Origin of the sequence: Peptococcus simiae (genome assembly GCF_046097595.1) — a bacterium.
GTDB classification, from domain to species: domain Bacteria; phylum Bacillota; class Peptococcia; order Peptococcales; family Peptococcaceae; genus Peptococcus; species Peptococcus simiae.
The window spans coordinates 76814-102165 of record NZ_JBJUVG010000006.1 but is presented as its reverse complement, the minus strand read 5'-3'; the positions used below and the strand labels follow the sequence as shown (position 1 = coordinate 102165).

Below are 25352 nucleotides of genomic sequence, written 5' to 3'. Positions count from 1 at the left end.
GAATGGGACAGGGGTGCTGTCCCATTCCTTTTTTATTCAATAGCACTTAGAAAAGAATCCCCTATAGCGAACTGGTCCAAGCTGGTCTTGGGTCGGTTCGCTATAGGGGATTATTAGGATTGGCCAGGCTTATAGGCATAGAGATTTTAGGGGGACGGAGAAGTGGCTTTATCCAATATTTCTAAGGCGAGGAGTTTAGAGGCGATGAGGGATTTGATATCCTCTATAGAGATATTGCGGACGTAAGTTGTTTGTTGGAGGGCAGCTAGAAGCTGGCTGATGAATCGACAGACAGAAGGGTCATAGGAAACCAGGTACTTGAACCTGGTGGTATCAAAGGGGTCCAGTTTTTTCATGATAAAGCTGTTTTTTCTCAAGATAAAGGACATATAATAGTCCCAGTTAAAGTTGGTCATATACTGGGTGTCAATTACCGCATAAGTATGTTGGTCTAAGTGGGTCAGGTTTTCTTTAAGAGATTTTAGGTAGCGTTTATAAGCCGTTTTGGGGAGGGTTAGGTAGTAGGGCCCTACAGAGACCTTTCGACTTTCTATAGAGGCCAAGAGCGATGAGACGTTAAAGGTAATCTCATAATGCTTATTGGAAAAGGCGTAGCCCTGCAAGGCCAAGAGGTTATCCAGGATAGCCGCTTGTTTTTGGTTGACCTTATTTTTGCTGAGAACCTGCTTCAGTTGGAGGGTGTCACTCAAGCAACCGTCAATATAAGAGGTGAAGATTTTAGCTTTATCGCCAGCCAGGTTTTGTTCGTATTGAGACTTTTCAAAGGCGAAGTTATCAATAGTTTTCAATAAGGGGCTGCTGTACCTAAAGAGCCGGTTATTGTTGCGGTTTAGGTGCTTGAGTAAGTCCGGATTTTTAGAGAAGGTAATCATCAGGGGCTGGCCATCATAAAAGGATTGGAAAAAGACGACGAATTTATTCTTCACATAGAGGTAGGGACTATCTGTTTGTGTATCGGTATAAGTGAAAATATTTAAGTCATAATAAGATAAGAGGCCCAGGGCCTTGATGTAGCATAGCAAGTCTTCTTGCTCAGGGGCTTGGGGGAGGGCATCTACTAATAAGTTTAAGGTAACAGGCGCCTTTAGGCCGAAGAGCCATAATTGATCAAACCAGTCCAATAAGGTGATGGATTGGTTAGTGGGCAGGGTGGAGAAGACTTCGATGTGTTCGAGGTCTAGGTCTGCAGCAAAAAGGGCATATAAAAAGCCGGCTATTTTTTTCTTGCCTACGATAACCTGATGGTCTTCCGAGGTCTCAAGAGGCGGAACATTGGATTTTCTGTAGGTCTCAAAATAAGCTGCCGTTAGGCCATTATAAAGGGATTTATTCAGCATGGATTGGGTGGAGTAATTGGCATTTTTGGCTAAGACTGCAGAGAGGGTGTCTTTTTTATCGGAATTAAAGAGGATGCTGGAGAACAAGGAGGCTAGCTCATTGTGAATGGCAGAGACGGAAGAGATGGAGGGGATTGACTTGCCGTTAATCCACTTGCTGATGTAAGAGAAATCATAAAATAAAAGGTTGGCAATGTCTTGCAGCTTTTGGTCAGATACATCAATCAGCCATTTTAATAATTTTGCGTACTCCATACAAGGTGCCTCCTAGATTGGCAAGAGAGGGGCTGCAGGTATTTATGGTCCTGTGTGGGATAATAGCTATTATACCATGATTGTCCTGAGCCTGTGGCCTGATTATCATTTGGTAATAGCCAGGTTGGTTAGAAAGTAGTGGATAGTAAAGAAACCGTCCTCTAGGGACGGCTTCTACAAAAATTATACATTAAATAAAAATTCGATGACATCGCCGTCTTGGACCACATAGTCCTTACCTTCCAGACGGAGTTTGCCGGCTTCTCTGGCCCCGGCTTCGCCTTGGTAGAGGATAAAGTCATCATAGGAGATGACCTGGGCCCGGATAAAGCCCTTTTCGAAGTCGGAGTGAATTTTACCGGCGGCCCCGGGGGCCTTGGTGCCCTTGGTGATGGTCCAGGCGCGGGTTTCCTTTTCGCCGGTGGTCAGGTAGCTGATCAGGCCGAGCAACTTGTAGCTGGCGGCAATGAGCCGGTCCAAGCCGCCGGAAGAGATGCCCAGGTCATCTAAAAATTCCTGGCGCTCATCATCGTCCAGTTCGGCGATTTCCTGTTCCACAGAGGCGGATACCACAAAGACTTCAGACCCCTCCTGGGCGGCATGGTCGCGGACAGCGGCCACATAGGCATTTTCGTCCGCTAAATCATCTTCGGCGACGTTGGCTGCATAGAGGACGGGCTTGGCGGTTAAAAGGTTGAGCCGGTCAATAAAGACCTGGTGGTCCGGGTTATCCGGTTCAAAACTGCGGGCACTTTGGCCGGCTTCTAAGTGGCTATAGAGGGCTTTTAGGCAGCCGTCTTCAGCAATCAGGTCCTTGTCCTGGGTCTTTTGGCCCTTGGCCGTCCGCTGGAGCCGGCGGTCAACAGCCTCCATATCGGCAAAAATCAGTTCCAGGTTGATGGTTTCAATGTCCCGGACAGGGTCAATGTTGCCATCCACATGGATGATGTTGCTATCGTCAAAGCAGCGGACAACATGGACAATGGCATCTACCTCACGAATGTGGGAAAGAAACTGGTTGCCCAACCCTTCGCCCTTACTGGCGCCTTTCACCAGCCCGGCAATATCCACAAATTCAATGACTGCCGGCAGGATTTTTTGGCTCCCGCTGATGGCCGACAGCTTGTCCAGCCGTTCATCCGGTACGGTGACAATCCCGACATTGGGGTCAATGGTACAAAAGGGGTAATTGGCCGATTCTGCGCCGGCCTTGGTAAGCGAATTAAAGAGGGTACTCTTGCCGACGTTCGGCAGACCGACAATCCCTAGTTTCATCTATACTTCATCCTTTCAACGTGAGGCATTCTATCTCCTGGTTATTATAGTAGACGGCTGAGGCTTTTGCAATTATGGCTTGGCGGTTGGGGTCTCTTCGCCGAGGCCTTCCTGGGCAGCTTGTAGGTAGCTGATAAAGCGTTCCACCGCCGGTGACTGGCGCCGGCTGGCCTTGGTGGCCAGGACAATTTGCCGGGTCAGGGTGGTGTCCAGTTCTCGCGTGACCAGCTGGTAGGGGGACCGCTCCAGGACCAGCTGGGGCATGATGGAGACCCCGATGCCGCTTTCAACCATGGCCATGATGACATAGTCGTCATAGGTGGTGAAGCGGATATTCGGGGTCAGCCCGTTGGCCTCAAAAAGCACCGTCACCTCTGATGTCTTGCCTTCCTTTTGCCAGAGGAGGAGGGGTTCCTGGCTCATGGCCTTTAAGGAAACGGTCTCGCCCTTGCTTAGGGGGTGGTCCGGGGGCAGGACGGCGATGAGGTGGTCATGGCCGAGGGGGATATAGTCAAAATTACCCTCATAGGGCAGGCGTAAAAAGCCACAGTCGACGCTGCCCTCATTGAGCCACTGCTCCACTTCCGGGTAGTCGCCCAGCATGATTTCATAGTCTATACCCGGGTAATCGGCCTGAAAGCGCTGGATCAGGGCCGGGAGCCAGTGGATGGCCACGCTGGTAAAGGTGCCGATCCGAATATGGCCGCTTTCGACCCCATGCAGGCGTTGGACCTCATCCTGTAAGTCATCGTAGTCTGCGATGAGGGCCTTGACATAGGGCAGCAGTTGTTGGCCTTCAGGGGTCAGGGACAGGGGGGCGGTCGTCCGGTCTAAGAGGTAGACCTGCCATTCTTTTTCCAGGTCGGCAATCATCCGGCTAATGCCGGACTGGGAGTAATTCAAGGCCTCTGCTGCCCGGGTAAAACTCCCGGTATCTACGGTCTTCAGCAGGGCCATGTACTTCGATAAGTTTTTATCCATCACCAGCACCTCATGATAAAAACGCATAGTAGCAATGATAAACATTCGTTTTCTTAATGCACTAATTTATGATAAAGTAAAATAAACAAGAAGACAAGGGAAAAGGAGCACTTGATATGTTTGTCAGCGATCCTGTCACCAGCCCACCCACTGGCCCCTTAACGCCAGTTCAGGAGCGGATTTACGCCCTCTTAGAGGAGCTAGAGATGCCCTACCAGCGGGTGGCCTGCGAAGCAGCCATCCGGATGGAAGACTGTGCGGCGATTGAAGACCGCCTGGCCACAAAAATCGTCAAGAGCCTGCTCCTGACCAACCGGCAAGAGACAGCCTATTACCTCTACGTGTTGCCGGGGGAGGCCCCCTACAAGGCCTCGGCCTTTAGCCAGGCCCTAGGTGTAGCCCGGGCCCAGTTTGCCAAGGCCAGCGCACTCCAGTCCCTCCTGGGGACCGATGTTGGCGGGACCACCATTTTAAGTGCCGTCTGGCCCGCCGCCCGGGAAGTCCAGCTGGTCATTGACCAAGCCTGCCTGGCTGCCCCTACCTTAGGCTGCACAGACGGGACCCCGACCGGCTACTTGAAAATAGCCAGTCAGGACTTGCTCAACTTATACTTACCGGCCTGCGGACGGCAAGTGACCCTTATTTAATCCCGCAGATGAAGATACCCCCTCTCGTGAATTGGTGCATGGGAGCGCTTGATGGTTCAAGTGAGCACTGAGTCACGTTCTGCCTTATTGCCTGCTGGCGGTAAGGCCTTTTTTATGCCCTGACTGGTCATTGCAGGGGCTTTCGTCATTTGATATGATGGGGGCAGAGAGGAGTGGTCCCGTGAAAAGAACCCTTGAATCATACTATACCACCATTGAAGATTTCCCGGCGGAAGGCATCTTATTCCGTGATATTACCTCTGTTTTAGGCGATGCTGACGGCTTTAAGCTGGCCATCGATGAAATGCTCAAGGCCATTGAAGGCGAAGCCATTGATGTCATTATTGGGATTGAGGCCCGCGGCTTTATGTTTGCCCCGGTCCTGGCCTATGAGCTGGGCAAGCCCTTTGTACCGGTTCGTAAGGCAGGCAAGCTGCCTCGGGAAACGGTGTCGGCCACCTGTACCCTGGAATATGGCGAGGCAACCATCGAAATGCACGCCGATGCTTTTCCGCCCGGGTCCAAGGTTTTAATTGTCGATGACCTCATTGCAACCGGGGGCACCGCCAAGGCTACGGCCCAGATGGTTGAAGAATTGGGAGGGGTGGTATCCTCTTTCTTATTTGTATCTGAGCTGACCTACCTGAATGGCCGAGACCTCTTAGAGGGTTACAAGGTGCATAGCCTGGTCACTTTTTAAATATTCATTTTATTTTATAATATTGCCATTAGTGAAAGATACTGCTATAATATTGGTAAGTCGAAAGGAAATGTGGTGAAATGGTATCACGCTAGGTTGTGGCACCTAGGGTGCAGGTTCGAATCCTGTCGTTTCCTAACGTCGACGCACTCGCCGTATGGATGTGGGTGCGTTTTTTTGTTGGCAGATTTATAAGGAGGCGCCTGTTGAGGCTGTTATTTATAGGAGACATGGTGGGGCCGGCATCCATCGACCTGGCAGAGATGGCTCTGCGCCGGTTACGGCGAGAGGGGTCCTTTGACCTGGTGGTTGCCAATGGGGAGAATGTATCCGTCAGGAACGGCTTGGCGGAATCGGAATACCGGGCCCTGCTATCCATTGGGGTGGATGTAGTCACTCTGGGGAACCACGCCTGGGATAATCATGATATTTATAATTATATCGATGATGCCAGCCGCCTGGTCCGGCCTTTCAACTATCCGCCGGGCACACCGGGCCAGGGCTGGTGTCTGGTGGATACAGGTAAGCACCAGGTGGCGGTTCTGGCGGCCATGGGCAATGCCCTCTGCTCCGCCCTGCCCTCTCCGTTTTTAGGTATAGAAGGGGTCCTGGCGGATATCAAGGCCGAGGGCATCCGGCACATTGTGGTGGATATCCATGCCGAGGCCACGAGCGAAAAGGTGACCCTGGGCTACTTCCTGGACGGTCAGGTGAGTGCGGTCCTAGGCACCCATACCCATGTGCCCACAGCAGATGCCCGGCTCTTACCGGCCGGCACCGCCTACCAGACCGATGTAGGGATGACCGGTCCCTATGAAAGCGTCATTGGCCTGGATATTGACCTGGCCAAGACCCGGTTCACCACCCAGCGGCCCAGCCGCTACCGCCAGGCTCCGGCTTGGCCCGGGGTCTTTAATGCAACAGCGCTGACCTTAAATGAGGCCGGCCTGGCAGTAGATATCAAAACCCACCAGTTTATTCTCAATGAAGAAGGAGGCTTATTGTGAACGGTGCAGAAAAGGCATCCTTTGTGAACCAAGTATTCGATACCATTGCCGGTGACTATGACCGGATGAATATGCTCATGACCTGGGGCATGCTGCCCATGTGGCAGCGGCGGGTCATGCGGTACACCGACCTTCCCCTGGCCGGTCGCGGCCTGGATGTGTGCTGCGGGACCGGGGAAATGGCTTTCCAACTGGCCAAGCTAGCCGGCCCCTACGGGGAAAGCGTCGGGGTTGACCTCTCCCGGGAAATGCTGGCTGCGGCCAGAGAAAAACAGGCCCAGCGCCAGGTTGACAACATCAGTTTTAAAGAAGGGGATGCCCTTAACTTGCCGGTATCCACTGGTTCTTTTGACGCGGCCACCTGTGGCTATGCCCTGCGGAATGTGACGGATATTCCCCGGGCCATCCGGGAAATGGCCCGGGCTGTCCGCTCCGGCGGCAAGGTGGTTTGTATTGAAGTCAGCCGGCCCCTCTTCCCACCGGCCCGGTTATTCTTTAACTTTTATTATTACAAGGTGGTACCCTGGCTCGGAGACCGGCTGGTCAGCCGCCGGCTGGTCGGGGACCAGTATAGCCCCTACGCCTGGTTGGCCGAATCCCTCCGGTCCTTCCCCAACCGGAGGACCATTTGCCGCTATTACAAGGAAGCCGGCCTGGTCGATGTCCATACCCGGTCCTGCGGCTTTGGGGCCACGACGATTTACGTTGGCCGCAAGCCGACGCCGGAGGAAAGCCTCCGGCCGGAGCCGACGATACTTGACCGGGTCCTGGGGCCCATCGTTCAGGTGAAAAACAAGTGCCTTTCCTTAATCAAGCGTATCAAAGGCTAACAAAAGCGAGTACCCGGCTGGGTACTCGCTCTTTTTTATGCCTTGTCTTCCTGGGCCTCTAAGTCATAGTAGGGCCAAATGCCCACTTCAGACAGGGAGGGATGGGGGACCATGGTTTCCCGGACGGTCCGGAGCTTATGGGGGTCCATGTCGCGGACCAGGCCGGCAGACCGTAATTGTTCGGTTTCGGGGCTGGCGATGACCTCATTGATGGCCTCCAGGGGGGTAGGCCCGGCATTCATCAGGTTCAGGTAGGGTTGAATCAGGGCTGAGGCATAGGGCCCGATGGCGTGGGCCCCCAGGAGGGTCCCGTCTTGGGCGTCAACGATGAGCTTGGCAAAGGCCTTGGCCCGGCTATCCGGGTTGTAGCCCAGGGCAAAGCCCTTAGCGGTTTCGTAATAGTGCCAGCGGCCCACCCGGACCTGGTGGCCGGCTTCTATGGCCTGGGCTTCCGTCAGGCCCACATCGGCCACTTCCGGATGGGTATAGGTTACAGCCGGGACCAGGTCATACCGGGCCCAGCGGCGGTCTTCGTCATCTTCCGCCAGGAAATGGTTATGGGCCAGGATATCCGCCTCATAATTGGCCTTGTGGCGGAATTGGTGGAGGCCGTTGATATCGCCGAAGGCGTAGACCCCTTCGACAGAGGTTTCTAAGAATTCATTGGTGGGGATCCAGCCCCGGCTATTGGTCTCGATGTTGGTATTTTTCAGGGCCAGGCTGTCGCTATTGGGTATGATGCCCGGGCAGATAAAGAGCAGGTCGGCGTCAATATCTGTGAGGCTGTCATCAGCCCGGTCGCGGATGGTCAGGGTCAGGCCGTCCCCCTTGGGCTTGACCTTGGGGGTTTTTTTGTTCAGGTAGACGGTAATCCCGTCTAAGCGGAGGTTATTCAGGATGGCGGCGCTCATTTCTTCGTCCGACTTGGGCAGGAGGCGGACATTATGCTGGACCAGCTGGACCTTGGCCCCAAAGGCCCGGAAAATATGGGCAAACTCACAGCCAATGGCCCCGCCACCAATGACGATAACGTCCTTGTAGGGTTTGTCCGGCCAGGCCGGGCCAAAATAGTCTTCGCTGGTGGCGTAGGGGACCTGGTCTAGCCCCTCGATCTCCGGTATATTGGTTCGCCCACCGACGCCAATATAGATTTTAGGGGCGGTGATTTCTTCAGATTCGCCACCGGCGTTGAGACGGACTTTCAGGGTATGGTCTCCGGTGAAGTAGCCTTCTCCTTCATAGACATCCAGGTTTTTTTCATTCAGGTAAAAGCGGTGGAGGTCCTTGCTTTCATCAATCTTTTGCCAGACCCGCTGGCTGATGACCTCCCAATTGACCTTTGGCGCGCCGGCTTCAATGCCCAGCTCGCCTGAATCACGGATTTCATACAGACGATCAGCAGCAGTGACCATGACCTTGGTGGGGATACAGCCCCGGGTCAAGCAGGTGCCGCCAAACTTGGCCCGCTCGATTTGGGCGCAGGATAGGCCTTTCTTTAAGGCGGCCTCTAAAATAATATTACCGGATCCGGTACCGATAACGATGACATCATATTTTTTCATCATCTCATCCTCCTCATCAATGACTACATACCCTGAAAGGGTAAGATAAACCCCCTTTGCCGGTGACAAAGGGGGTATTTATTACTGGTCTAAGAGGCTCAGGTCCTCGGGATCCAGTTTAAAGAGGCGGCAGGCATTGTGCCAGGTCTGGTCGATGATCCGGTCCACCGGTTCACCGCGCAGGTCGCTAATGGCTTCGGCCACATAGCGGGTGTAGGCCGGCTCATTCCGCTTGCCCCGGTAGGGGGCCGGGGTCAGGTAGGGACAGTCTGTTTCAATGACCAGCCGGTCCAGGGGGACGGCCTTGGCCACTTCTTTGATGGTTTTGGCGTTTTTAAAGGTAACCACGCCCCCAATTCCGATATAGAAGTTGTGGGCCAGGATTTCTTCCATCATTTCGACAGACCCGCTATAGGCGTGGAAGACGCCACCAACCGACTGGGCATCATTGGCCCAGAGGGTGTCCAGGCAGTCCCGATGGGCGTCCCGGTCATGGATGATGATGGGCTTATTCACGGCCTTGGCCAGGTCGATATGGTCCCGTAAAAGGGTCATCTGGGCCTCCTTGCCGGAGGTCATCCAGTAGTAGTCCAGGCCGGTTTCACCAATGGCCCGGACCTGGGGGTGGCGGGCCAGGTCGGCCAAGCGGTCCATGAGGGCCTCGGTTCGGTCCGGTTCATTGGCTGGGTGGAGGGCCACCGCGGCAAAGATCGTGGGGTGGTTTTCAGCCAGTTGGACCGTCTTCTCAAAGTCCTCCAGGCTTTCACACCCTACATTCATAATGGCGCCGCAGGCCTCAAGGGTCCGGGTCAGGACCTGGTCAAAGTCTTCCTGGAAGGCCGGGTCCAGGATATGGGCATGGGAGTCAAAGAGTTTAGCCATTAGGATATCTCCGATCCGGCGGGCATCTCTTTAGCCACCTGCAGAAGTTCCAGAACGGCATCGTCGTCGCTGGCAGCGGTTAGGAGCATGCCGTGACTTTCAATGCCCCGGATTTTTTTCGGGGCCAGGTTGGCAATCATAACTACCTGTTTGCCGACCAGGTCTTCAGGATTTTCATAGCTGGACCGGATGCCGGAGACAACGGTTCTTTCCTCTGTGCCGATATCCAGGCGGAATTTTAGCAAGCGGTCGGCCTTTTCCACCGGTTCGCAGGCCAGGACCTTGGCCAGGCGGAGGTCCAGCTTGGCGAAGTCATCGTAGGTCACCGTCGGCTTGCCGGGGGCCTGGTCAGCTGCTGGTGCCGCTGCCGGGGCTGGCTCGACCGGTAAATCCAGGGACTTGGGGTCAATCCGGGGGAAGAGGGCCTCGCCCTTGTGGACTTGGGTGCCGGCTTGGGACTTGCCCCAGAGGGCGGCATCGGCCCAGGTCTCTTGGCTGAAGTCGTAGTTGAGCTGGGCGCCACACCGGGCCGGTAGGGCCGGCATGAAGGGGGTCAGCATGGTGGTCACAATCCGGATGCTATCGTATAAGTGGTAGAGGACCGTTGCCAGCCGGTCTTTTTGGGCCTCATCCTTGGCCAGGAGCCAGGGGCTGGTTTCATCGATATATTTGTTGGCTCGGCGGATGAGTTGCCAAATATCTTCCAGGGCCAGGGGAAACTGGAGGTTATCCAGGTGGCTGGCGGCACTGGCGGCGGTTTCTGCAGCCAGGCGGCGGAGGGACTGGTCCAGGTCATCGCCGGCCTCTGTGGCGGCCGGGAGTTGGCCATCGAAGTACTTATCAATCATGGCCACGGTCCGGCTGACCAGGTTGCCATAGTCATTGGCCAGGTCTGTATTGATGCGCCGGACCAGGGCTTCTTCGCTGTAGTTGCCGTCCTGGCCGAAGCTTACTTCCCGGAGGAGGAAGTAGCGGATGGCGTCCACGCCGTACTTGTCCAGGAGCTCATTGGGGTCGACCACATTCCCCTTGGACTTACTCATCTTGCCGCCGCCGACCAGGAGCCAGCCATGGGCATAGACATGCTTGGGAATCGGCAGGTCGGCAGCCATGAGCATGATAGGCCAAATAATGGTATGGAAGCGGGCAATGTCCTTACCAACCATGTGGACATTGGCCGGCCAGAAGGTCTTGTAGAGGCTGTCATCTTCACTGCCCCAGCCGAGGGCGGAAATATAGTTGAGCAGGGCGTCAAACCAGACATAGATGACGTGCTTGTCATTGATGGGGACCTTGATGCCCCAGTCGAAGCTGGTCCGGGAGATGCAGAGGTCCTCCAGGCCCTGCTTGACAAAGCTAATCATTTCATTGCGGCGGGCTGTCGGTTGGATAAAGTCAGGATGGTCCTCAATGTACTGAAGCCAGCGGTCCGCATACTTGCTCATCTTGAAGAAGTAGCTTTCCTCTTCCAGCCATTCGGTCGGTTTGCCGCAGTCCGGGCAGGTGTGGTCCTCGCCCACCTGGGTTTCGGTGAAGAAGGTCTCGCAAGAGGTGCAGTAGTGGCCCTCGTAGCTGGACAGGTAAATATCGCCCTGATCATAGACCTTTTGGAAGAACTTTTGTACGGCCTTGTGGTGGAAGGGCATGGTGGTGCGGATGAATTGGTCATTGGAAATCATCAACCGGTCCCAGAGCTTTTGGATGCCGGCAACAATCTGGTCAACATAGGCTTGGGGGGTGGTGCCGGCTGCTTCAGCCGCCCGCTGAATCTTCATCCCGTGTTCATCGGAACCGGTGAGAAGATAGGTCTTAAAGCCTTGCATGTCCTTATACCGGCGCAGGGTATCGGCCATGGTGGTGCTGTAGGCGTGACCGATGTGAAGCTTGGCGCTCGGATAGTAGATGGGGGTGGTAATATAGAAGGTTTTTTGTTCGCTCATAGAATCCTCCTCGTTTAGGATGCCCATTGGGTCTTTTCATAAGTATAGGGTTTAGGGGCGAGATTTGTCAACGCAGCAGGCTGGGGACTGGCGGCCCGGGCTGGTCGATTGCGATAAAATTTTTGAATATTTGCGCAAGGTGAAGACGGCTTTCGAGATTCCGCCCGGGGCTGGCAGGGGCCAAAAGGCCGATAGAAGGGGAGGGGCGCAGGAAAAACCGGCCAGCCGGCAGGACCCAATAGCTGATCCGGGTATAGGTTGGTCCCGGCCTTTCTTTTTTGACGGGTCATTGGGCATGGGTTATAATCTTTTTAGACTACATGTTTATAAGGAGTGCCTATGAGCGATAATAAAGATATTAAAGATATGATTACCTTCTCTACTGCTGATGACCAGCCTGTCCGCCATGATAAACTGATGGACAGTGACCGTCACTATGAGCTGTATGTCACCCAGGTAGACGACTACAATGCCCTGGTCCAGGTCGACCTGGCCTTAAGGGAAATTGCCCCGGTGCCGGCCTACTATTGGCTTCTGGGCATCCAGGTGGAAATTCAGGACCCCGGTGAGGATGGCTTTTACCAGGCCCATGAACGGGATGCCCTCTTGAGCCTGGAGAAGGAAATCGTTGAACAGATGGAAAATGAAGGCCATGCCCGCTTTGTGGGCTCGGTGACCTATGCCGGGACCCGGATGATGTACTTCTATGGCCAGGATGAAAACTACCTGCCGCCCATTGTTGGTGGTCTGGCTGCCAAGCACAGCGACTATGAATTCAACTTTATGACGGAAAAAGACGGCCCCTGGCGGTTCTTCTTTAATTCCCTCTTCCCATCGGATATGGACTTAATGCACATCCGCAACCGGCATATGCTGGCTAACCTGGAAGCAGCCGGTCTGGATATGACGGCCACCTATGCCGTCAGCTATTACTTCTACTTCCAGGACGGGGCAGCCCGGGCCCAGGCCGCAGCCCGCTTTCAACTGATGGGCTTTGAAATCATCGATGACCATATGTATGTCGAGGCCCTGGAGCCGATGAGCATGGGCTTACGAATCATGGCCCACCATGACCTGACCTACGCCACCATTACCGAGAAGACCTATGACTGCTTTGAAGTCATGGAAGACTTTATCGGGATCTTTGATGGTTGGGAACTTTCCCCGACCGAAGACATTAAAGAGTGGGTATAGGCCAATGAAGCTGACCAAAGAAGACCAGGCCTTCCTGGAAAATTACGATGCCTCCGCCTATGACCGGCCCTCAGTCAGTGCAGATACCCTGCTTTTTCGCCTGACCCCGAGCCGGGGGCCTCGGCGGCTGCAACTCTTACTCATCCGGCGTAAGCGCCCCCCCTATGCCGGGGGCTGGGCCCTGCCCGGCGGTTTTTGTGAGATGGGCGAAGACCTGGCCGCCTGTGCCGCCCGGGAACTATATGAAGAAACCGGCCTCAAAGCTGCCTACTATGGCCAGTGTGCCAGCTACAGCGCCCCGGACCGGGACCCCCGGACCCGGGTCATCACCGTCAGCCACTTGGCCATCCTGCCCTATGACTTTCCCCAAGAGCCGGCTGCCGGCGATGATGCAGCCGAGGCCCGGTGGTTTGACCTGACCTTTGACCTGGAAGCCCGGGACGAGGCCTTTATCGGCAAGGTTGGCCTGACCGCCGGGGCAGAAAGCATCAAGGCCCAGATCGATATCCGGCGGGATGCCGAGGGCAATTGGCGCCGGCAGCCGCTCGGCGAAGTGGAAAACCTGGCCTTTGACCATGCGGAGGTCATCACTGCCGGGATTTTTGCCTTGCGGGACCGGCTCTACCGGACTGACTTTGCCTTCAGCTTCCTGCCGGAACCCTTTCCCCTGCAAGAGCTCCAATACGTTTTTGAGGCCATCTTAGACGAAGAATTACTCCGCAGTACCTTTATTGCCCACCTGAATCACAAGTTGATTCGTACCAGTGATGTCGATGCCGGACTGTCCCTTATGGAGCAGGAATACCGTCATGATCCGGAAGCCATCTTTCATTCAGCCCCCTTCGACATCTGGCTGTAACAAAAAGGAGAAGAGAATGGATAAACGGAACCTCACCCTGCTGATGGACTTTTACGAACTCACCATGGGCAACGGCTATTTCTTAAAGGGCTTGAAAGACCGGGTGGCTGTATTTGATGCCTACTTCCGGACCCTACCGGACCAGGGCGGCTTTGCCATTATGGCTGGCCTGGACCAAGTCATTGACTACATGGAAAAACTCCATTTCACCCCGGAAGACATCGCCTACCTGCGCCAGCGGAACCTTTTTGACGAAGCCTTTTTAGACTACCTGGCTAATTTTGAATTTGCCTGTGATGTATGGGCCGTACCTGAAGGGACGCCGGTCTTTCCCGGCGAACCCCTGGTGACCGTCCGTGGGCCGGTGATTCAAGCCCAAATGCTTGAAACCATGACCCTCCTTCTCTTGAACCACCAGTGCCTGATTGCCACCAAGGCCAACCGGATTGTCCGGGCGGCCCAGGGCCGGGCTGTTATGGAGTTCGGGTCCCGCCGGGCCCAGGGGGCAGACGCTGCCAATTACGGGGCCCGGGCAGCCTATATTGCCGGGGCTGTCGGTTCGGCCAATACCTGGACTGACCGGGAAATGGGCATTCCAGCCCTGGGGACCATGGCCCACAGCTGGGTGCAACTTTTCAGTTCCGAATATGAAGCCTTCAAGGCCTATGCAGAAGTCTACCCCCAGGACTGCACGCTCCTAATCGACACCTACGATGTTCTGCAAAGCGGCGTCCCCAATGCCATCAAGGTCTTTGATGAAGTGGTGGTGCCTGCCGGCTACCGGCCCAAGGGGGTCCGGATTGATTCCGGGGACATTGCCTACCTGTCCAAGCGGACCCGGCAGATGCTGGATGAGGCCGGCTACCAAGACTGCGCCATTGTGGCAAGCGGTGGCCTGGATGAATACCTAATCCGGGACTTGCTCCTGCAAGGGGCCAAACTGGACTCCTTTGGCGTCGGCGAGCGGCTCATTACCGCCAAGAGTGACCCGGTCTTTGGCGGGGTTTACAAGATGGTGGCCGTCGCCGATGAAACCGGCGCCCTGGAGCCCCGGATTAAGATTAGCGAAAACGTCGATAAAATCACCACCCCCGGCTTTAAATGCACCTGGCGGCTCTTTGACCGGGATACCGGTAAGGCCATTGCCGATGTCATCTCCCTGGCCGATGAGACCATCCCGGAAGATGAGCCCTTTACCCTCTTTGACCCGAAAGCCATCTGGAAACGGAAAGAGGTCGACAACTTCCGGGCCGAACGTCTGCAAGTACCCATCTATGAAAAGGGCCAGCTGGTCTATGCCCGGCCCTCTGTCGAAGCCATCCGGACCTATTGCCAGGAAAAACTGGATACCCTCTGGGAAGAAGTCACCCGGTTTGAAAACCCCCACAAGTATTATGTGGACTTCACCTACAAGCTTTGGCAGCTCCGGGAAGACATGCTGATGCGTCACCGGGTATAAATGAGACAGAAGCCGGCCCTTGCCTTGGCAAGGGGCCGGCTTTTTTTGCAAGAAGACTATAAGCCTAATTAGTTAGGAAACAGTTTGGTAACAAGATAAGGTAGGGTAGGGAGGGGCTATCCTTTCGTGTTATAATAAAAGGGAGTTGAGAGGGGTGTGGATATGAGAAAACTGGTCGTTATTCCGGCCTATAATGAGGCGAACAATCTAGAGGCTGTCATTGCCGATATCCAGGTTCATGCACCCACTTTTGATTATATTATTGTTAATGACTGTTCGACAGACCACACCCGCCAGCTTTGTGAAGAGAAAGGTTATTCTGTCTTGCACCTGCCCTATAATTTAGGCATTGGTGGTGCAGTCCAAGCCGGGTACTTATTTGCAGAAAGATATGATTATGACTTAGCCATTCAATTTGACGGAGATGGGCAACATGATGCCAGCTATCTGGATGCTTTGGTGGACGCTCAGCTTGAAAGCGGTGCTGATATGGTCATTGGCTCACGCTTTATTGATAAGCAGGGCTTCCAATCGACCAGAATGCGGAAATTAGGGATCCGTTTTCTGTCATCTCTAATCGCCTTGCTCTGCCAGCGGCGGATTTATGATGTCACCAGCGGTATGCGGTTGGTCAACCGGCAGGTCATTCAAGACTTTTGCGCCTATTACCCGAGTGACTATCCTGAGCCGGAAACCTTAGCCTTGATACTACGGCGTGGCTACAAGGTGCTAGAAGTTCCAGTGAAAATGAGGGCGCGTCAGCAAGGTCGGTCCTCCATTACTCCCTTACGGAGTGTTTACTATATGGTAAAGGTGACGCTGGCTATTTTTATTGATGCCCTAAAGCCGAATGCATAGGGGGTATTATTATGGAATTGCGCTTGCAAGTGATCATCCTCTTGGCCTGCTTGGCATCTCTGCTGGTCTATGGAGAGGCTGTTAGACGCGAGAAGTTAATGCTACGGATCACCTTCCCTTGGCTTTTTTGTTTATTGGTTACGGTTCTTTTGACCTTATTCCCGGCCTTTATTGATGGGTTGGCTTTTTTACTTGGCGTCGCCAGCCCAATGAACGCTGTTTTTTTCTGTGCTGTTTTATTTTTGGTGATGGTGGGATTTTTTAATTATGTCACCATGAGCAAATTAAGACAGCAAACTGTACGGACCGTTCAAGAGCTGGCCCTGCTGGAGTATAGCTTGCGGCAGCAAAATAAGCGGGGGGATAAGGAATGACGACAAGCAAACTGTTTCCGACACCATCAGCTAAGCGTGTGTTTGGGATGTTGGTCCTTTGGTTTTTAGAAATCCTGGCCCTTTGCTGTGGTGCCTACTACGCAGCTTATCATGTCTATACCCCTCTCTGGCGGGTAGGTCTAGCCCTACTGGTTTGGATCGGATTGACCCTGGCCTTTCGATATATCTCAGGGCCGCAGACCATTTTTAAAGGCCAAGTGGCTAAGGTCATTATATTTTTACTGGCAACGGGCATCGCCACTTTCTGCTTCTTTGGAAAGGGCCTGCTTTATGAACCTGGGGGATACTGGCTTTCTTTAGACCTTTGGCCTGTACTCTCAGGGCTTTACATCATAGTAGGGATAACCGCACGGGATACTTTCTTACTTTGGCGGCATTTACCCCTCCTGCTTTGTAGCTCTAAAAGTACGCCTTACCGTCGTTTTCATATGGCAGCCATCTTTGTTTTACAGGGAATGATTTTAGCCGGCTACTATATTGCTTTAGCACCGGGAAGTATGTCCTATGACACCTTCAACCAGTTGCAGCAGATAGATGGCAGCATCGGTTACACCACTTGGCATCCTATCGCCCATACCCTCTTGCTCAAGGGCCTTTTAATGGCTACTGGTAGCTTGTCCGCCCAAAGCCTTTGCCATATTCTTTTCTTTTGTTTGGTGACAACTGCCTTTGCCGGTGAACTCATGAAAAATCGCCTGCGCCCAGTCGTTTTATATCTTGTCATTTTAGCCCTGGTCTTGATGCCCCAAACAGGGATTAACCTGATGACCCTCTGGAAGGATATACCCTTTACCATTGCCCTCTTATGGATGACCCTGATGCTCTACCGAGCCGGAACGGACCAAGCCTTTCTTCGGACGGGCAAGGGATGGGGGGCTTTCTGCCTGGGGTTATTACTGATAGTCCTTCTCCGCTATAATGGGGTTTTGGCCTTCGCTTTATGTCTACTTTATGGCCTCTATTATATGGTCAGGTATGAGCAGAAAAGAGCTGGACGCATTCTTATGGCCCTCGGCTTATGTTTGCTCATTATTGCACTTGTTTTAGGGCCCCTGCCGAAAGTGCTGGATGCGGATCCAAATCCTGCAGGGATGAAATTAAGGCCTATTTACCAAGGCCTGGGGGCTATGTATGTAGCTGAACGAGAGCGGGATTTACCAGCAGGAGCACGGAAGGCTATGGCAGGCGTGGCCTCTCCTGACCAATGGCGGACCTACTATAACCCTTATTTTTCAGATATTTATATTCAATATGTGCGTCGCTATATTCAAAACTTGTCACCTATTAGTACAGGTTCATCTTTACACTGGTATATAGAGGCTCTTGAAAAGGCGCCGACAGTGATCCTGGGGGACCGGTTTAACCTGGGGCTACTTAGCTGGAGCGTACCGCCGGACCCTTTAAGCTATAATAATCGCTATACCCTGGCTATTGATGAAAATGTTACCAAGGCCTATGGCATTAGTCGAGATGAAAATCAGGCCTATGACCGGTTAGTGACTTGGGCTTCGACCACTACGGATTATGCTCTAATAGATACTTTCTTCTGGAGAGGCGGCATTTACTTGCTAGGCTTAACCATGCTTTTAGCCTACACCTTAATGTATCGACGGCAGGGACTGGCCTGGCATCTTCCTTGGCTTGGTAATTTTATTATTGTCTTTCTAACGATGCCGGCCCAGGATTTTCGTTATATATGGTTTCAGGGGCTCATCTTTCCATTTCTTTTCTTAGCCTTGATGAGCCGGCCCGGCCAGATTGGGGACGATGAAAGAGAGGCACTATGAGATCGAAGGGGGTTCGTATGGGGATATTTGTCGCTTATATCTTTTTTACAATGACTGGCTTACTACTGATGAAATTTAGCCAAGAAGGTATTGTTTTTGCCCTGGAAAATGGGTCTTTTAACCTGCACATTAATATAACCATGATTTTTGCTCTAGTGATGTACGGCATTAGCTTTTTATTATGGACAAGCCTAGTGGTCAATAATGACCTGGGCTTTATCCTGCCCTTTTCCACGGCTATTGTGAATGTTTTATCGGTGACGGCCGGCATTTTGCTCTTTGATGAAAGCATGACGCCTTTAAAGGCCCTGGGTATTGCCCTAGCTGTCTGTGGGGTTGTTATTATGAATTTAAAGAGTTAAAAGAAAAAATAGGCAGTCGATGCCTTGCATCTCAGGCTATGACGTGCTATAATTTATGATTGTAATCCCTGCTCTGTAAATTTTGATGCAGAGCCGTTAGTCCGGGGGGAGGAGGTGCAAAATGCGCGAATATGAATTGCTGTTTATCGTCAAAACGGAAGTCCCTGAAGAAGGCACCCAAGAAGTCATCGATCGTTACAGTAAAGTACTGACCGATCAAGGTGCTGAAGTAACGGCCGTTGATAAATGGGGCAAACGTCGTTTGGCTTATACCATCGACAAAAAATACACCGATGGTGTCTATGTCCTCATTAAATTTAACGGTGACAGTGCCGCAGTCAACGAAGTGGATCGTCTCATGAAGATCGACGAACGTCTTCTGCGTCATCTCGTGACCCGTGTCGGCGAATAGTCTGACTCAAGAAAGGATTCTCCATGAATAAAATCATTCTGATCGGTCGCCTGGTGGCAGACCCCGAATTACGGTATACGCAAAGTGGTATTCCTGTGTGTAATTTCAGACTGGCAGTAGATAGACCTTTTACAAACCAGAGTGGTGAGCGAGAAGCCGATTTCATTGATATTGTGGTGTGGCGGAAAACAGCTGAAAACGTGGCCAAGTTTATGAGTAAGGGCCGCCAAGTCGCTGTTGAAGGCTCACTGCAAATTCGCAGTTATGATGATAATAACGGCATCCGTCGTCGTACTGCCGAAGTACAAGCCAATAACGTTGAATTTTTAGGTTCCGCAGCTGGCGGCCGCTCTCAAGAAGACGGCTTCAGCCAGGGGACTGGTGGTTTTTCTGCTCCGCAACGGCCGGCTGCACCCCAGGGGGGCTTCGGTGAGGAAGTAACCTTTGACGATGACGACCTGCCTTTTTAACTAAGGAAGGAGATTCTCATGGCAAGACGAGAACGCGGCAGACGGTCCAGAAAGAAAGTCTGCAATTTTTGCGTCGATAAAGTCGATCATATCGACTACAAAGACAGCAACCGTCTGAAAAAATACATGACGGAACGCGGCAAAATTTTACCGCGTCGTATTACCGGTAACTGTGCCAAGCACCAACGTGCTGTAACGGTCGCTATCAAACGCGCCCGGGCAATGGCCTTACTACCGTATTCCAACGACTGATACCAAGCGTCGGCGAGAGCCGGCGCTTTTTTCTTACTATTTTTAAGGGGTCGAATAAAGGGGTAAGCCTATAGGTAAAGCTAGAAATGCATTGTGTAAAGGAGACGACTATGACCAAGCAAGCCTTATCTGACCAAGCAGCTGCTATTGCCCCCTGTGACCTGGACCAGCCCTATTATTATATTTCCTACTCCACCCGGGAAGGGGAGACCGTTTACAAAACCGTCGCCGGCCTACAGGCTGCCGGGGCCAACCTCTGGATTGACACAGAAGCCAACCTTATCCAGGGCGATGGCTATAATTCCTCTATTTTTAAGGCCCTGGCCAGCCCCAAGTGCCAAGGAATCATCTTTTTTATGAGCCAGGCGGCCATGACCAGCGCCCAATGTGCTAAAGAGCTGAACTACCTCAAGAGCACCCCCTTTTTAGCCAACCATGGAGAGGACGTTCCCCTTATCCTGGTTGAATTAGAAGACATCGATGCCCATGATGATGAAAAGTGGGTGGAAGGCCTGCTCTACCAGACCTACCAGGATGATAACCTGTCTGCCGCTGAAGAAAGCCGGATTGAAAAGTACCGGGAAAAGTACAACCCCAAAATAGACCGGTTGACCAGCAAGTATGACGTTGCCAAGAGCATCCTCCCCTTTTTACTGGCCCAGGAAGCCGGGCGGGTCCCCTATGGCAGCCCAGACCCGGTGGCTGACCTGCGTCCCCTTTTAAAATAGACTGATAATCTTTCAAGGCCCTCCCACTTGGAGGGCCTTTGCTTATGAACGCCCTGAATGGGGTATCTATAAATTAAGTAGGCAAGCGAGTTCGGGTGCCTACCCGTTTATACAAAAAAATAATGAGAGAGGAGCGATATTTATGGAGGCAAAAATAATACATAGAGAAAAAGGGGTGCGGACCAAAGATGGCGCCGGCGTCAGCCTGGTCCGGGTCCTGTCCAACCGGACGGCGACCGCCTATGACCCCCTACTTATGCTGGATTCCTTTGATTCAACAGACCCCAATGACTACATAGCCGGCTTCCCCATGCACCCCCACCGGGGTATTGAAACCATCACTTACTTGCGTCGGGGTGAAATCACTCACGAGGACAGCCTGGGCAATAAGGGCCGGATTATAGACGGTGGCAGCCAGTGGATGACTGCCGGGTCCGGCATCATGCACGAAGAAATGCCCCAGCCGAGTGACCGGATGCTGGGGGTCCAAGTCTGGCTCAACATGCCCCAAAAGGAAAAGATGGCCCCGCCGGCCTATCATGATCTGTCGGCCGACAAGTGCCCGGTGGTCCCTGTTGAAGGTGGGGAAGTCGCTATTATTGGCGGCCAGTACCAGGGGGTTAAAGGTTTTCAAGGCCATCACCACCCCTTGACTTTCTTATCCATCCGCCTGGAAGCCGGTGCTTCCCTGACCCTACCCCTGGACCCGAAGGGGTCACAAACCGTCTTCCTGCTGGAAGGGGATGCCCGCCTGGGGGACGTCGTGGTTGAAGAAAAAACCGCTGTCCGCCTGGCTGAAGGGGATACCCTCACCCTAAAAACGACCGATGGGCCCATTGAAGTCCTTTTCTTCGAAAGCTACCCCCTGGATGAATCCATCGCCTGGGGCGGCCCCATCGTCATGAACACCCAGGAAGAATTAGACGCCGCCTTTGCAGAACTCCGGGAAGGCACCTTTATTAAGGACAAGCCTGAAGGGGAAGCCTAAGGCCGCCGCTGGAATGCTATAGAACTATACAAGAAAAGCGTGCATCCATGTGGATAAGCACGCTTTTTGTATGGCTTGCGATTCATCTATTCGGTATCTTCTTCGAACCAGTCTTTAAGATGGTTACAGATGTTTTCCATGTTATCTGTGATAAGGGGTTGGTCGGGCAGAGACCCGATGAATTGGCGGCCGTAGTTTTTGCTTAGGAGCCGGTTATCCAGGATGATAACGGCGCCGTGGTCCTTGGCAGACCGGATCAGGCGGCCGGCGCCCTGGCGGAAGCGGAGGATGGCGTGGGGGAGGCTGAGTTTATTAAAGGCACTCTTCCCCTGGGCTTCGAGCCGTTCGGCCCGGGCGCTTTCGACGGGCATGGTTGGCGGGGCGAAGGGAAGTTTGGCGATGACCACGGTGCGCAGGTGGGCGCCGGGGACATCGACCCCTTCCCAGAAGCTGGAGGCCCCAAGGACGACGGTCTTACGTTTGCTCTGCATGGTGGCAATAATACTCGACCGGCTGCCGTCCTGGCCATGGCCCAGGATGGTGTAGTCGCTCAGGCGGCGGTCCTTTTTAAGGGCGAAGTAGACCCGGTTGAGCATGGCGTAGCTGGTAAAGAGGACCAGCATGTCCCCATCAACGGCCGGGATAAGGGCAGTGAGGTCCCGGGCGACATTATAAGAATAGTCCATGTCGCTGACCTTTGAATAATCGGGATGGTCGGTGGGGATGGCGATAAAGGACTGGGTCTGGTAGTCAAAGGGGGAGCTGCAGATAAAGGCTAGGTAGGTCTCCGGGTCCAGGAGAAACTTGTCGGCCGTGAAGGTCAGCTGCCGGTTGACGGCCAGGGTGGCCGAGGTCAGGATGACGCTTTCCTTGGCGTTGAAGAGCTTTTCCTTTAAGAGGGGGGCGATGTCTATACGGGCGCTGTAAAGGAGGAGGTTATTCCCCCAGCCGGCGGTGACACTTTTCACCCAGTGGACCAGGTCAGTGTTTTGGCCGTCCAGGATTTGGGCCAGGCATTCCAGGGCTTCTGTAAAGGTGTCCAGGGCGAAGCCCAGCTCTTTGGCGATGGCTTCCAGGTCTTCAGCCTCCCGGACCCGGTCCAGGAGCCGTCTGCCGGTGCGGTTAAAGGCGGTCAGGGCGTTGACCAGGCCGGCCAGGTCAGCAGATAGGTCCTGCCACCAGGCTTGGTTGCGGACCTTGTCGGTTAACCGCTTATCAGATACCCGGTCTAATTCAGGCAGTTTGACGGCGAAGTCGATGAGGTTTTTGAGCCGGTCTTCCAGGCTTTCGGCATCGGCCCTTAGGCCGGTGACCATTTCTTCGATTTCGACGGTGTCAAAAACAAGTTCCGGGGCGGTTTTGGCCTTGGTATTCAGGCGGTTGAGAATCCCCTGGGGTCGCTTGAGGGCAGCCATGGATTTCCGCAGGAGTTCCAGGTCTACGGTGTCGGTCCATTGGCGGGTGGCTTCGTCTTCCAGGTGGTGGGCCTCGTCAATGATGACCTGGTCATACTGGGGCAGGAGGCCGCCTTCCAGCTTCATATCCTGAAGGAGGAGGGAGTGGTTGACGATGATGACCTGGCTTTTTTCAGCGGCCCGCTTGTTGTTAAAGTAATAACAGTCGTTAAAGTGGGGGCAACGCCGGTTTAGGCAGGTATCTGCCGTGGCCGCAATACCCTGCCAGTATTGGTGCTCCATTTTATTCAGGTTTAACTGCTCCCGGTCGCCGGAGGGGTCCCGGTCCAGGTGGCGGATCAGGGAGCTGAGAAAGAGGCGCTCGGTCGGATTGACTTGGTCGGCATTTTTGACCTGCTGGTAAAACCGGCGCTTGCAGAGGTAGTTGGTCCGGCCCTTGCTGATGGTGGCCCGGAAGGGAAAGCCCAGGGCCTGGCGGAGGAAGGGGAGGTCATACCGGAAAAGCTGTTCCTGCAAGGTGATGGTTGCCGTTGAGACAATGAGCCGGCTGTCGTTTTCGTAGCTCCACAGGAGGGCCGGGACCAGGTAGGCGAAGCTCTTGCCGGTACCGGTGCCGGCCTCAATGATGGCGTGTTTGTGTTTTTCCAGGGCTTGGGCAATGACGGTCAGCATCTGGCCCTGTTCAGGCCGTTCTTCATAGGCGCTATGGGCTTGGGCCAGCAGGCCGTCAGCGGCGAAAAAATCCCGGGCATGGGCGAAGTCCAGGGCCGGGGCCGGGGCATCGGCCCAGATAGCTGGTTCCGGGCTTTCCTCAGCAGGTGCAGCACTGACCGAAACCGCTGCCTCCAGGAGGCGGCGGAGGGGGGTGTCTGCTTCAAGGACGCTGGCCATGTCTTCCAGGATAAAGGGGTCCGTGCGGCGGATTTCTGCAAAGAGCCGCTGGGTGACTGCCGCAGCGACGTAGGCATCGTTTAAGGCCCGGTGGTGGCCGGGGTCGTCAACGCCCAGCTCGCCGGCCAGGGCCACCAGCTTATAGCTGGTCAGGGTCGGCAGGAAGAGCTTGGCGATATCATGGGAGTCTAACCAGTCATTGGGGAGGTCCTCACCAAAGGCATAGGCCAGCCGGCCCCGGTCAAAGGGGACATTGTGGGCCAGAAGGAGGCGGCCGTCCAGCTTGTCGGCCAAGTCCTGGCGGATGTCCGCCCAGCTGGGGGCATTTTCCAGCATCCGGGGGGTAATGCCGGTCAGCCGGGTGATTTCCCGGGATAGGGGCTTGGTCGGCTTGACGAAGGTCTGCCATTGGTCGACGATTTTATCGCCATTGACAAAGACCAGGCCGATTTCAATGATTTCCGCATCCTTTTCCAGGCCGGTGGTCTCTAGGTCGAGGGCAACGAAGCGGTCAAATCCACTAATCATTGAGGGACCAACTGTTGAGGTAGGCGGCCTGGTCCTCGGTCAAGCGGTCAATCTCAACGCCCAGGGCCTGGAGTTTGATTTCGGCGACTTCCCGGTCGATGGCCGGGCTGACCGGATAGAGGCCCGGGGCCGGGCGGTTTTCAACCAGGCTATTTAAGGAAAGGACCTGGAGGCCGAAGGTGAGGTCCATGATTTCTGCAGGATGGCCATCGCCGGCGGCCAGGTTGACCAGGCGGCCTTCTGCCAAGAGATAAATTTTCCGGCCGTCAGCCAGGCTGTAGGCGTCAATGTTGGGTTTGACCCGGCGGCAGTCCTGGGCCATATCGGCCAAGGCCTCCTTGTTGATTTCCACATCAAAGTGGCCGGCATTGCAGCAGATGGCCTGGTCCTTCATTTGCTCAAAGGCATCCCGGTCGATGACGTGGCGGTTGCCGGTGACGGTGATGAAGACATCGCCCAGAGGGGCGGCCTCTACTAGGGGCATGACCCGGAAGCCGTCCATCATGGCTTCGATGGCCTTGATGGGGTCTACTTCCGTAACGATGACCCGGGCGCCAAGGCCCTTGGCCCGCATGGCGACCCCCTTGCCGCACCAGCCATAGCCAATGACCACACAGGTGGTGCCGGCAACCACCAGGTTGGTGGCCCGCATGATGGCGTTCCAAACGGATTCGCCGGTGCCGTAGCGGTTATCGAAGAAGTGCTTCATTTGGGCGTTGTTTACAGCCACCATGGGCACTTTGAGGGCACTTTCCCGGGCCATGGCCTGGAGCCGGACAATACCGGTGGTGGTTTCTTCGCAGCCGCCAATCATATGGTCTAGCTTGCCCGCATAGGCATCATGGAGGAGCTGGGTGAAGTCGCCGCCATCATCAATGTAGAGGTCGGGCTCAAACTCAGCCAGCCGGCGGATATAGTCATGGTACTCTTCCGGACTGCAATCGTGGGTGGCAAAGGCCGTTACCCCTTCTTGGACCAGGGCGGCGACAACGTCATCCTGGGTCGAGAGCGGGTTGGACCCGGCGACGGCCACTTCGGCCCCACCGGCCTGGATGACCAGGGCCATGTAGGCCGTCTTGGCCTCTAAATGGAGGCAGATGGCCACTTTTTTTCCGGCAAAGGGCTGCTGGTCCTTGAACCGGGCCTCAATGGTGTTTAATATGGGCATATGGGCCTTGACCCAGTTGATTTTATCGTAGCCTGCAGGGGCGAGGGAGATATCTCGGATAATACTCTTCATGGTAGACTCCTTTCGAGGGCAGTATAGTCAAACCATATTATAAGGTGAACCGGCCAGGGGTGCAAGGGGAGCCCCTT

At 54.1% G+C, this 25352-nt stretch carries 24 protein-coding genes and 1 tRNA gene; 17 read left to right on the top strand and 8 right to left on the bottom strand.

Features of this window, described 5'->3' with window-relative positions:
* Positions 1–146 precede the first annotated feature (146 nt).
* The 3 genes from ACKQTC_RS05630 to ACKQTC_RS05620 form a co-directional block, all read right to left on the bottom strand.
* Complete coding sequence (locus tag ACKQTC_RS05630; protein ID WP_408977452.1) at positions 147–1613, bottom strand: helix-turn-helix domain-containing protein; 1467 nt, start codon at positions 1611–1613, stop codon at positions 147–149.
* Positions 1614–1796: 183 nt separating this feature from the next.
* Positions 1797–2888, bottom strand: coding sequence for a redox-regulated ATPase YchF (ychF, locus tag ACKQTC_RS05625; RefSeq protein WP_408977451.1), 1092 nt, complete (start codon positions 2886–2888; stop codon positions 1797–1799).
* 72 nt (positions 2889–2960) lie between these two features.
* Entirely contained in the window at positions 2961–3869 is a 909-nt protein-coding gene (locus ACKQTC_RS05620; protein ID WP_408977450.1) for a LysR family transcriptional regulator, read from the bottom strand.
* Positions 3870–3985: 116 nt separating this feature from the next.
* Between ACKQTC_RS05620 and ACKQTC_RS05615 the strand changes: the two genes are divergently transcribed.
* From ACKQTC_RS05615 to ACKQTC_RS05595, 5 genes are all read left to right on the top strand, one after another.
* Positions 3986–4516 (top strand): YbaK/EbsC family protein, encoded by a 531-nt coding sequence (locus ACKQTC_RS05615; RefSeq protein ID WP_408977449.1) that lies wholly within the window; start codon positions 3986–3988, stop codon positions 4514–4516.
* 181 nt (positions 4517–4697) lie between these two features.
* Entirely contained in the window at positions 4698–5216 is a 519-nt protein-coding gene (locus ACKQTC_RS05610; RefSeq protein ID WP_458295184.1) for an adenine phosphoribosyltransferase, read from the top strand.
* Between the two features lie 66 nt (positions 5217–5282).
* Positions 5283–5353, top strand: a tRNA-His gene (locus tag ACKQTC_RS05605).
* A 69-nt stretch (positions 5354–5422) separates the two neighbouring features.
* Positions 5423–6223, top strand: a complete 801-nt coding sequence (locus tag ACKQTC_RS05600) for a TIGR00282 family metallophosphoesterase (protein WP_408977448.1) — start codon at positions 5423–5425, stop codon at positions 6221–6223.
* Positions 6220–7053, top strand: coding sequence for a ubiquinone/menaquinone biosynthesis methyltransferase (locus ACKQTC_RS05595; protein WP_408977447.1), 834 nt, complete (start codon positions 6220–6222; stop codon positions 7051–7053). Before ACKQTC_RS05600 ends, ACKQTC_RS05595 begins: the two co-directional genes overlap by 4 nt.
* 35 nt (positions 7054–7088) lie before the next feature.
* Here ACKQTC_RS05595 and ACKQTC_RS05590 read toward each other — a convergent pair whose 3' ends face one another.
* From ACKQTC_RS05590 to metG, 3 genes are all read right to left on the bottom strand, one after another.
* Positions 7089–8618, bottom strand: a complete 1530-nt coding sequence (locus ACKQTC_RS05590; RefSeq protein ID WP_408977446.1) for a dihydrolipoyl dehydrogenase family protein — start codon at positions 8616–8618, stop codon at positions 7089–7091.
* Between the two features lie 78 nt (positions 8619–8696).
* Positions 8697–9497 (bottom strand): TatD family hydrolase, encoded by an 801-nt coding sequence (locus ACKQTC_RS05585; RefSeq protein ID WP_408977445.1) that lies wholly within the window; start codon positions 9495–9497, stop codon positions 8697–8699.
* On the bottom strand, positions 9497–11437 hold the full coding sequence (gene metG / locus ACKQTC_RS05580) for a methionine--tRNA ligase (RefSeq protein ID WP_408977444.1): 1941 nt from the start codon (positions 11435–11437) through the stop codon (positions 9497–9499). Before metG ends, ACKQTC_RS05585 begins: the two co-directional genes overlap by 1 nt.
* A 339-nt stretch (positions 11438–11776) precedes the next feature.
* Here metG and ACKQTC_RS05575 point away from each other — a divergent pair, with 339 nt between their 5' ends.
* The 12 genes from ACKQTC_RS05575 to ACKQTC_RS05520 all read left to right on the top strand — a co-directional run bounded on the left by ACKQTC_RS05575 (position 11777) and on the right by ACKQTC_RS05520 (position 21201).
* The gene (locus tag ACKQTC_RS05575) at positions 11777–12631 is read left to right on the top strand and encodes a DUF695 domain-containing protein (protein ID WP_408977443.1); all 855 of its coding nucleotides are present in this window, start codon (positions 11777–11779) and stop codon (positions 12629–12631) included.
* Between the two features lie 4 nt (positions 12632–12635).
* Positions 12636–13490: an NUDIX hydrolase gene (locus ACKQTC_RS05570; RefSeq protein WP_408977442.1), complete on the top strand. Its 855-nt coding sequence runs from the start codon at positions 12636–12638 to the stop codon at positions 13488–13490.
* Between the two features lie 16 nt (positions 13491–13506).
* The gene (locus ACKQTC_RS05565; RefSeq protein ID WP_408977441.1) at positions 13507–14949 is read left to right on the top strand and encodes a nicotinate phosphoribosyltransferase; all 1443 of its coding nucleotides are present in this window, start codon (positions 13507–13509) and stop codon (positions 14947–14949) included.
* Between the two features lie 162 nt (positions 14950–15111).
* A complete protein-coding gene (locus ACKQTC_RS05560; RefSeq protein WP_408977440.1) occupies positions 15112–15807 on the top strand; it encodes a glycosyltransferase family 2 protein in 696 nt (231 codons plus the stop codon).
* A gap of 11 nt (positions 15808–15818) precedes the next feature.
* Positions 15819–16181 (top strand): DUF2304 domain-containing protein, encoded by a 363-nt coding sequence (locus tag ACKQTC_RS05555; RefSeq protein ID WP_408977439.1) that lies wholly within the window; start codon positions 15819–15821, stop codon positions 16179–16181.
* Between the two features lie 449 nt (positions 16182–16630).
* Complete coding sequence (locus ACKQTC_RS05550; RefSeq protein WP_408977438.1) at positions 16631–17989, top strand: hypothetical protein; 1359 nt, start codon at positions 16631–16633, stop codon at positions 17987–17989.
* Positions 17990–18057: 68 nt separating this feature from the next.
* Positions 18058–18351, top strand: a complete 294-nt coding sequence (locus ACKQTC_RS05545; RefSeq protein WP_408977437.1) for a DMT family transporter — start codon at positions 18058–18060, stop codon at positions 18349–18351.
* Positions 18352–18472: 121 nt separating this feature from the next.
* Positions 18473–18763 carry a 30S ribosomal protein S6 gene (rpsF, locus tag ACKQTC_RS05540; RefSeq protein ID WP_408977436.1) on the top strand — a complete coding sequence of 97 codons (291 nt, stop codon included), beginning with the start codon at positions 18473–18475 and terminating at the stop codon, positions 18761–18763.
* Between the two features lie 23 nt (positions 18764–18786).
* Complete coding sequence (locus tag ACKQTC_RS05535; protein WP_408977435.1) at positions 18787–19233, top strand: single-stranded DNA-binding protein; 447 nt, start codon at positions 18787–18789, stop codon at positions 19231–19233.
* 18 nt (positions 19234–19251) lie between these two features.
* The gene (gene rpsR / locus ACKQTC_RS05530) at positions 19252–19485 is read left to right on the top strand and encodes a 30S ribosomal protein S18 (protein ID WP_091792459.1); all 234 of its coding nucleotides are present in this window, start codon (positions 19252–19254) and stop codon (positions 19483–19485) included.
* Between the two features lie 110 nt (positions 19486–19595).
* On the top strand, positions 19596–20213 hold the full coding sequence (locus ACKQTC_RS05525; RefSeq protein WP_408977434.1) for a toll/interleukin-1 receptor domain-containing protein: 618 nt from the start codon (positions 19596–19598) through the stop codon (positions 20211–20213).
* Between the two features lie 142 nt (positions 20214–20355).
* Positions 20356–21201, top strand: coding sequence for a pirin family protein (locus ACKQTC_RS05520; protein WP_408977433.1), 846 nt, complete (start codon positions 20356–20358; stop codon positions 21199–21201).
* Between the two features lie 86 nt (positions 21202–21287).
* On the opposite strand, the gene ACKQTC_RS05515 is transcribed toward ACKQTC_RS05520, so the two are convergent.
* Complete coding sequence (locus ACKQTC_RS05515; protein WP_408977432.1) at positions 21288–24035, bottom strand: helicase C-terminal domain-containing protein; 2748 nt, start codon at positions 24033–24035, stop codon at positions 21288–21290.
* On the bottom strand, positions 24028–25275 hold the full coding sequence (locus ACKQTC_RS05510; protein ID WP_408977431.1) for an adenosylhomocysteinase: 1248 nt from the start codon (positions 25273–25275) through the stop codon (positions 24028–24030). The genes ACKQTC_RS05515 and ACKQTC_RS05510 overlap by 8 nt, the downstream gene beginning before the upstream one ends.
* Positions 25276–25352 lie beyond the last annotated feature (77 nt).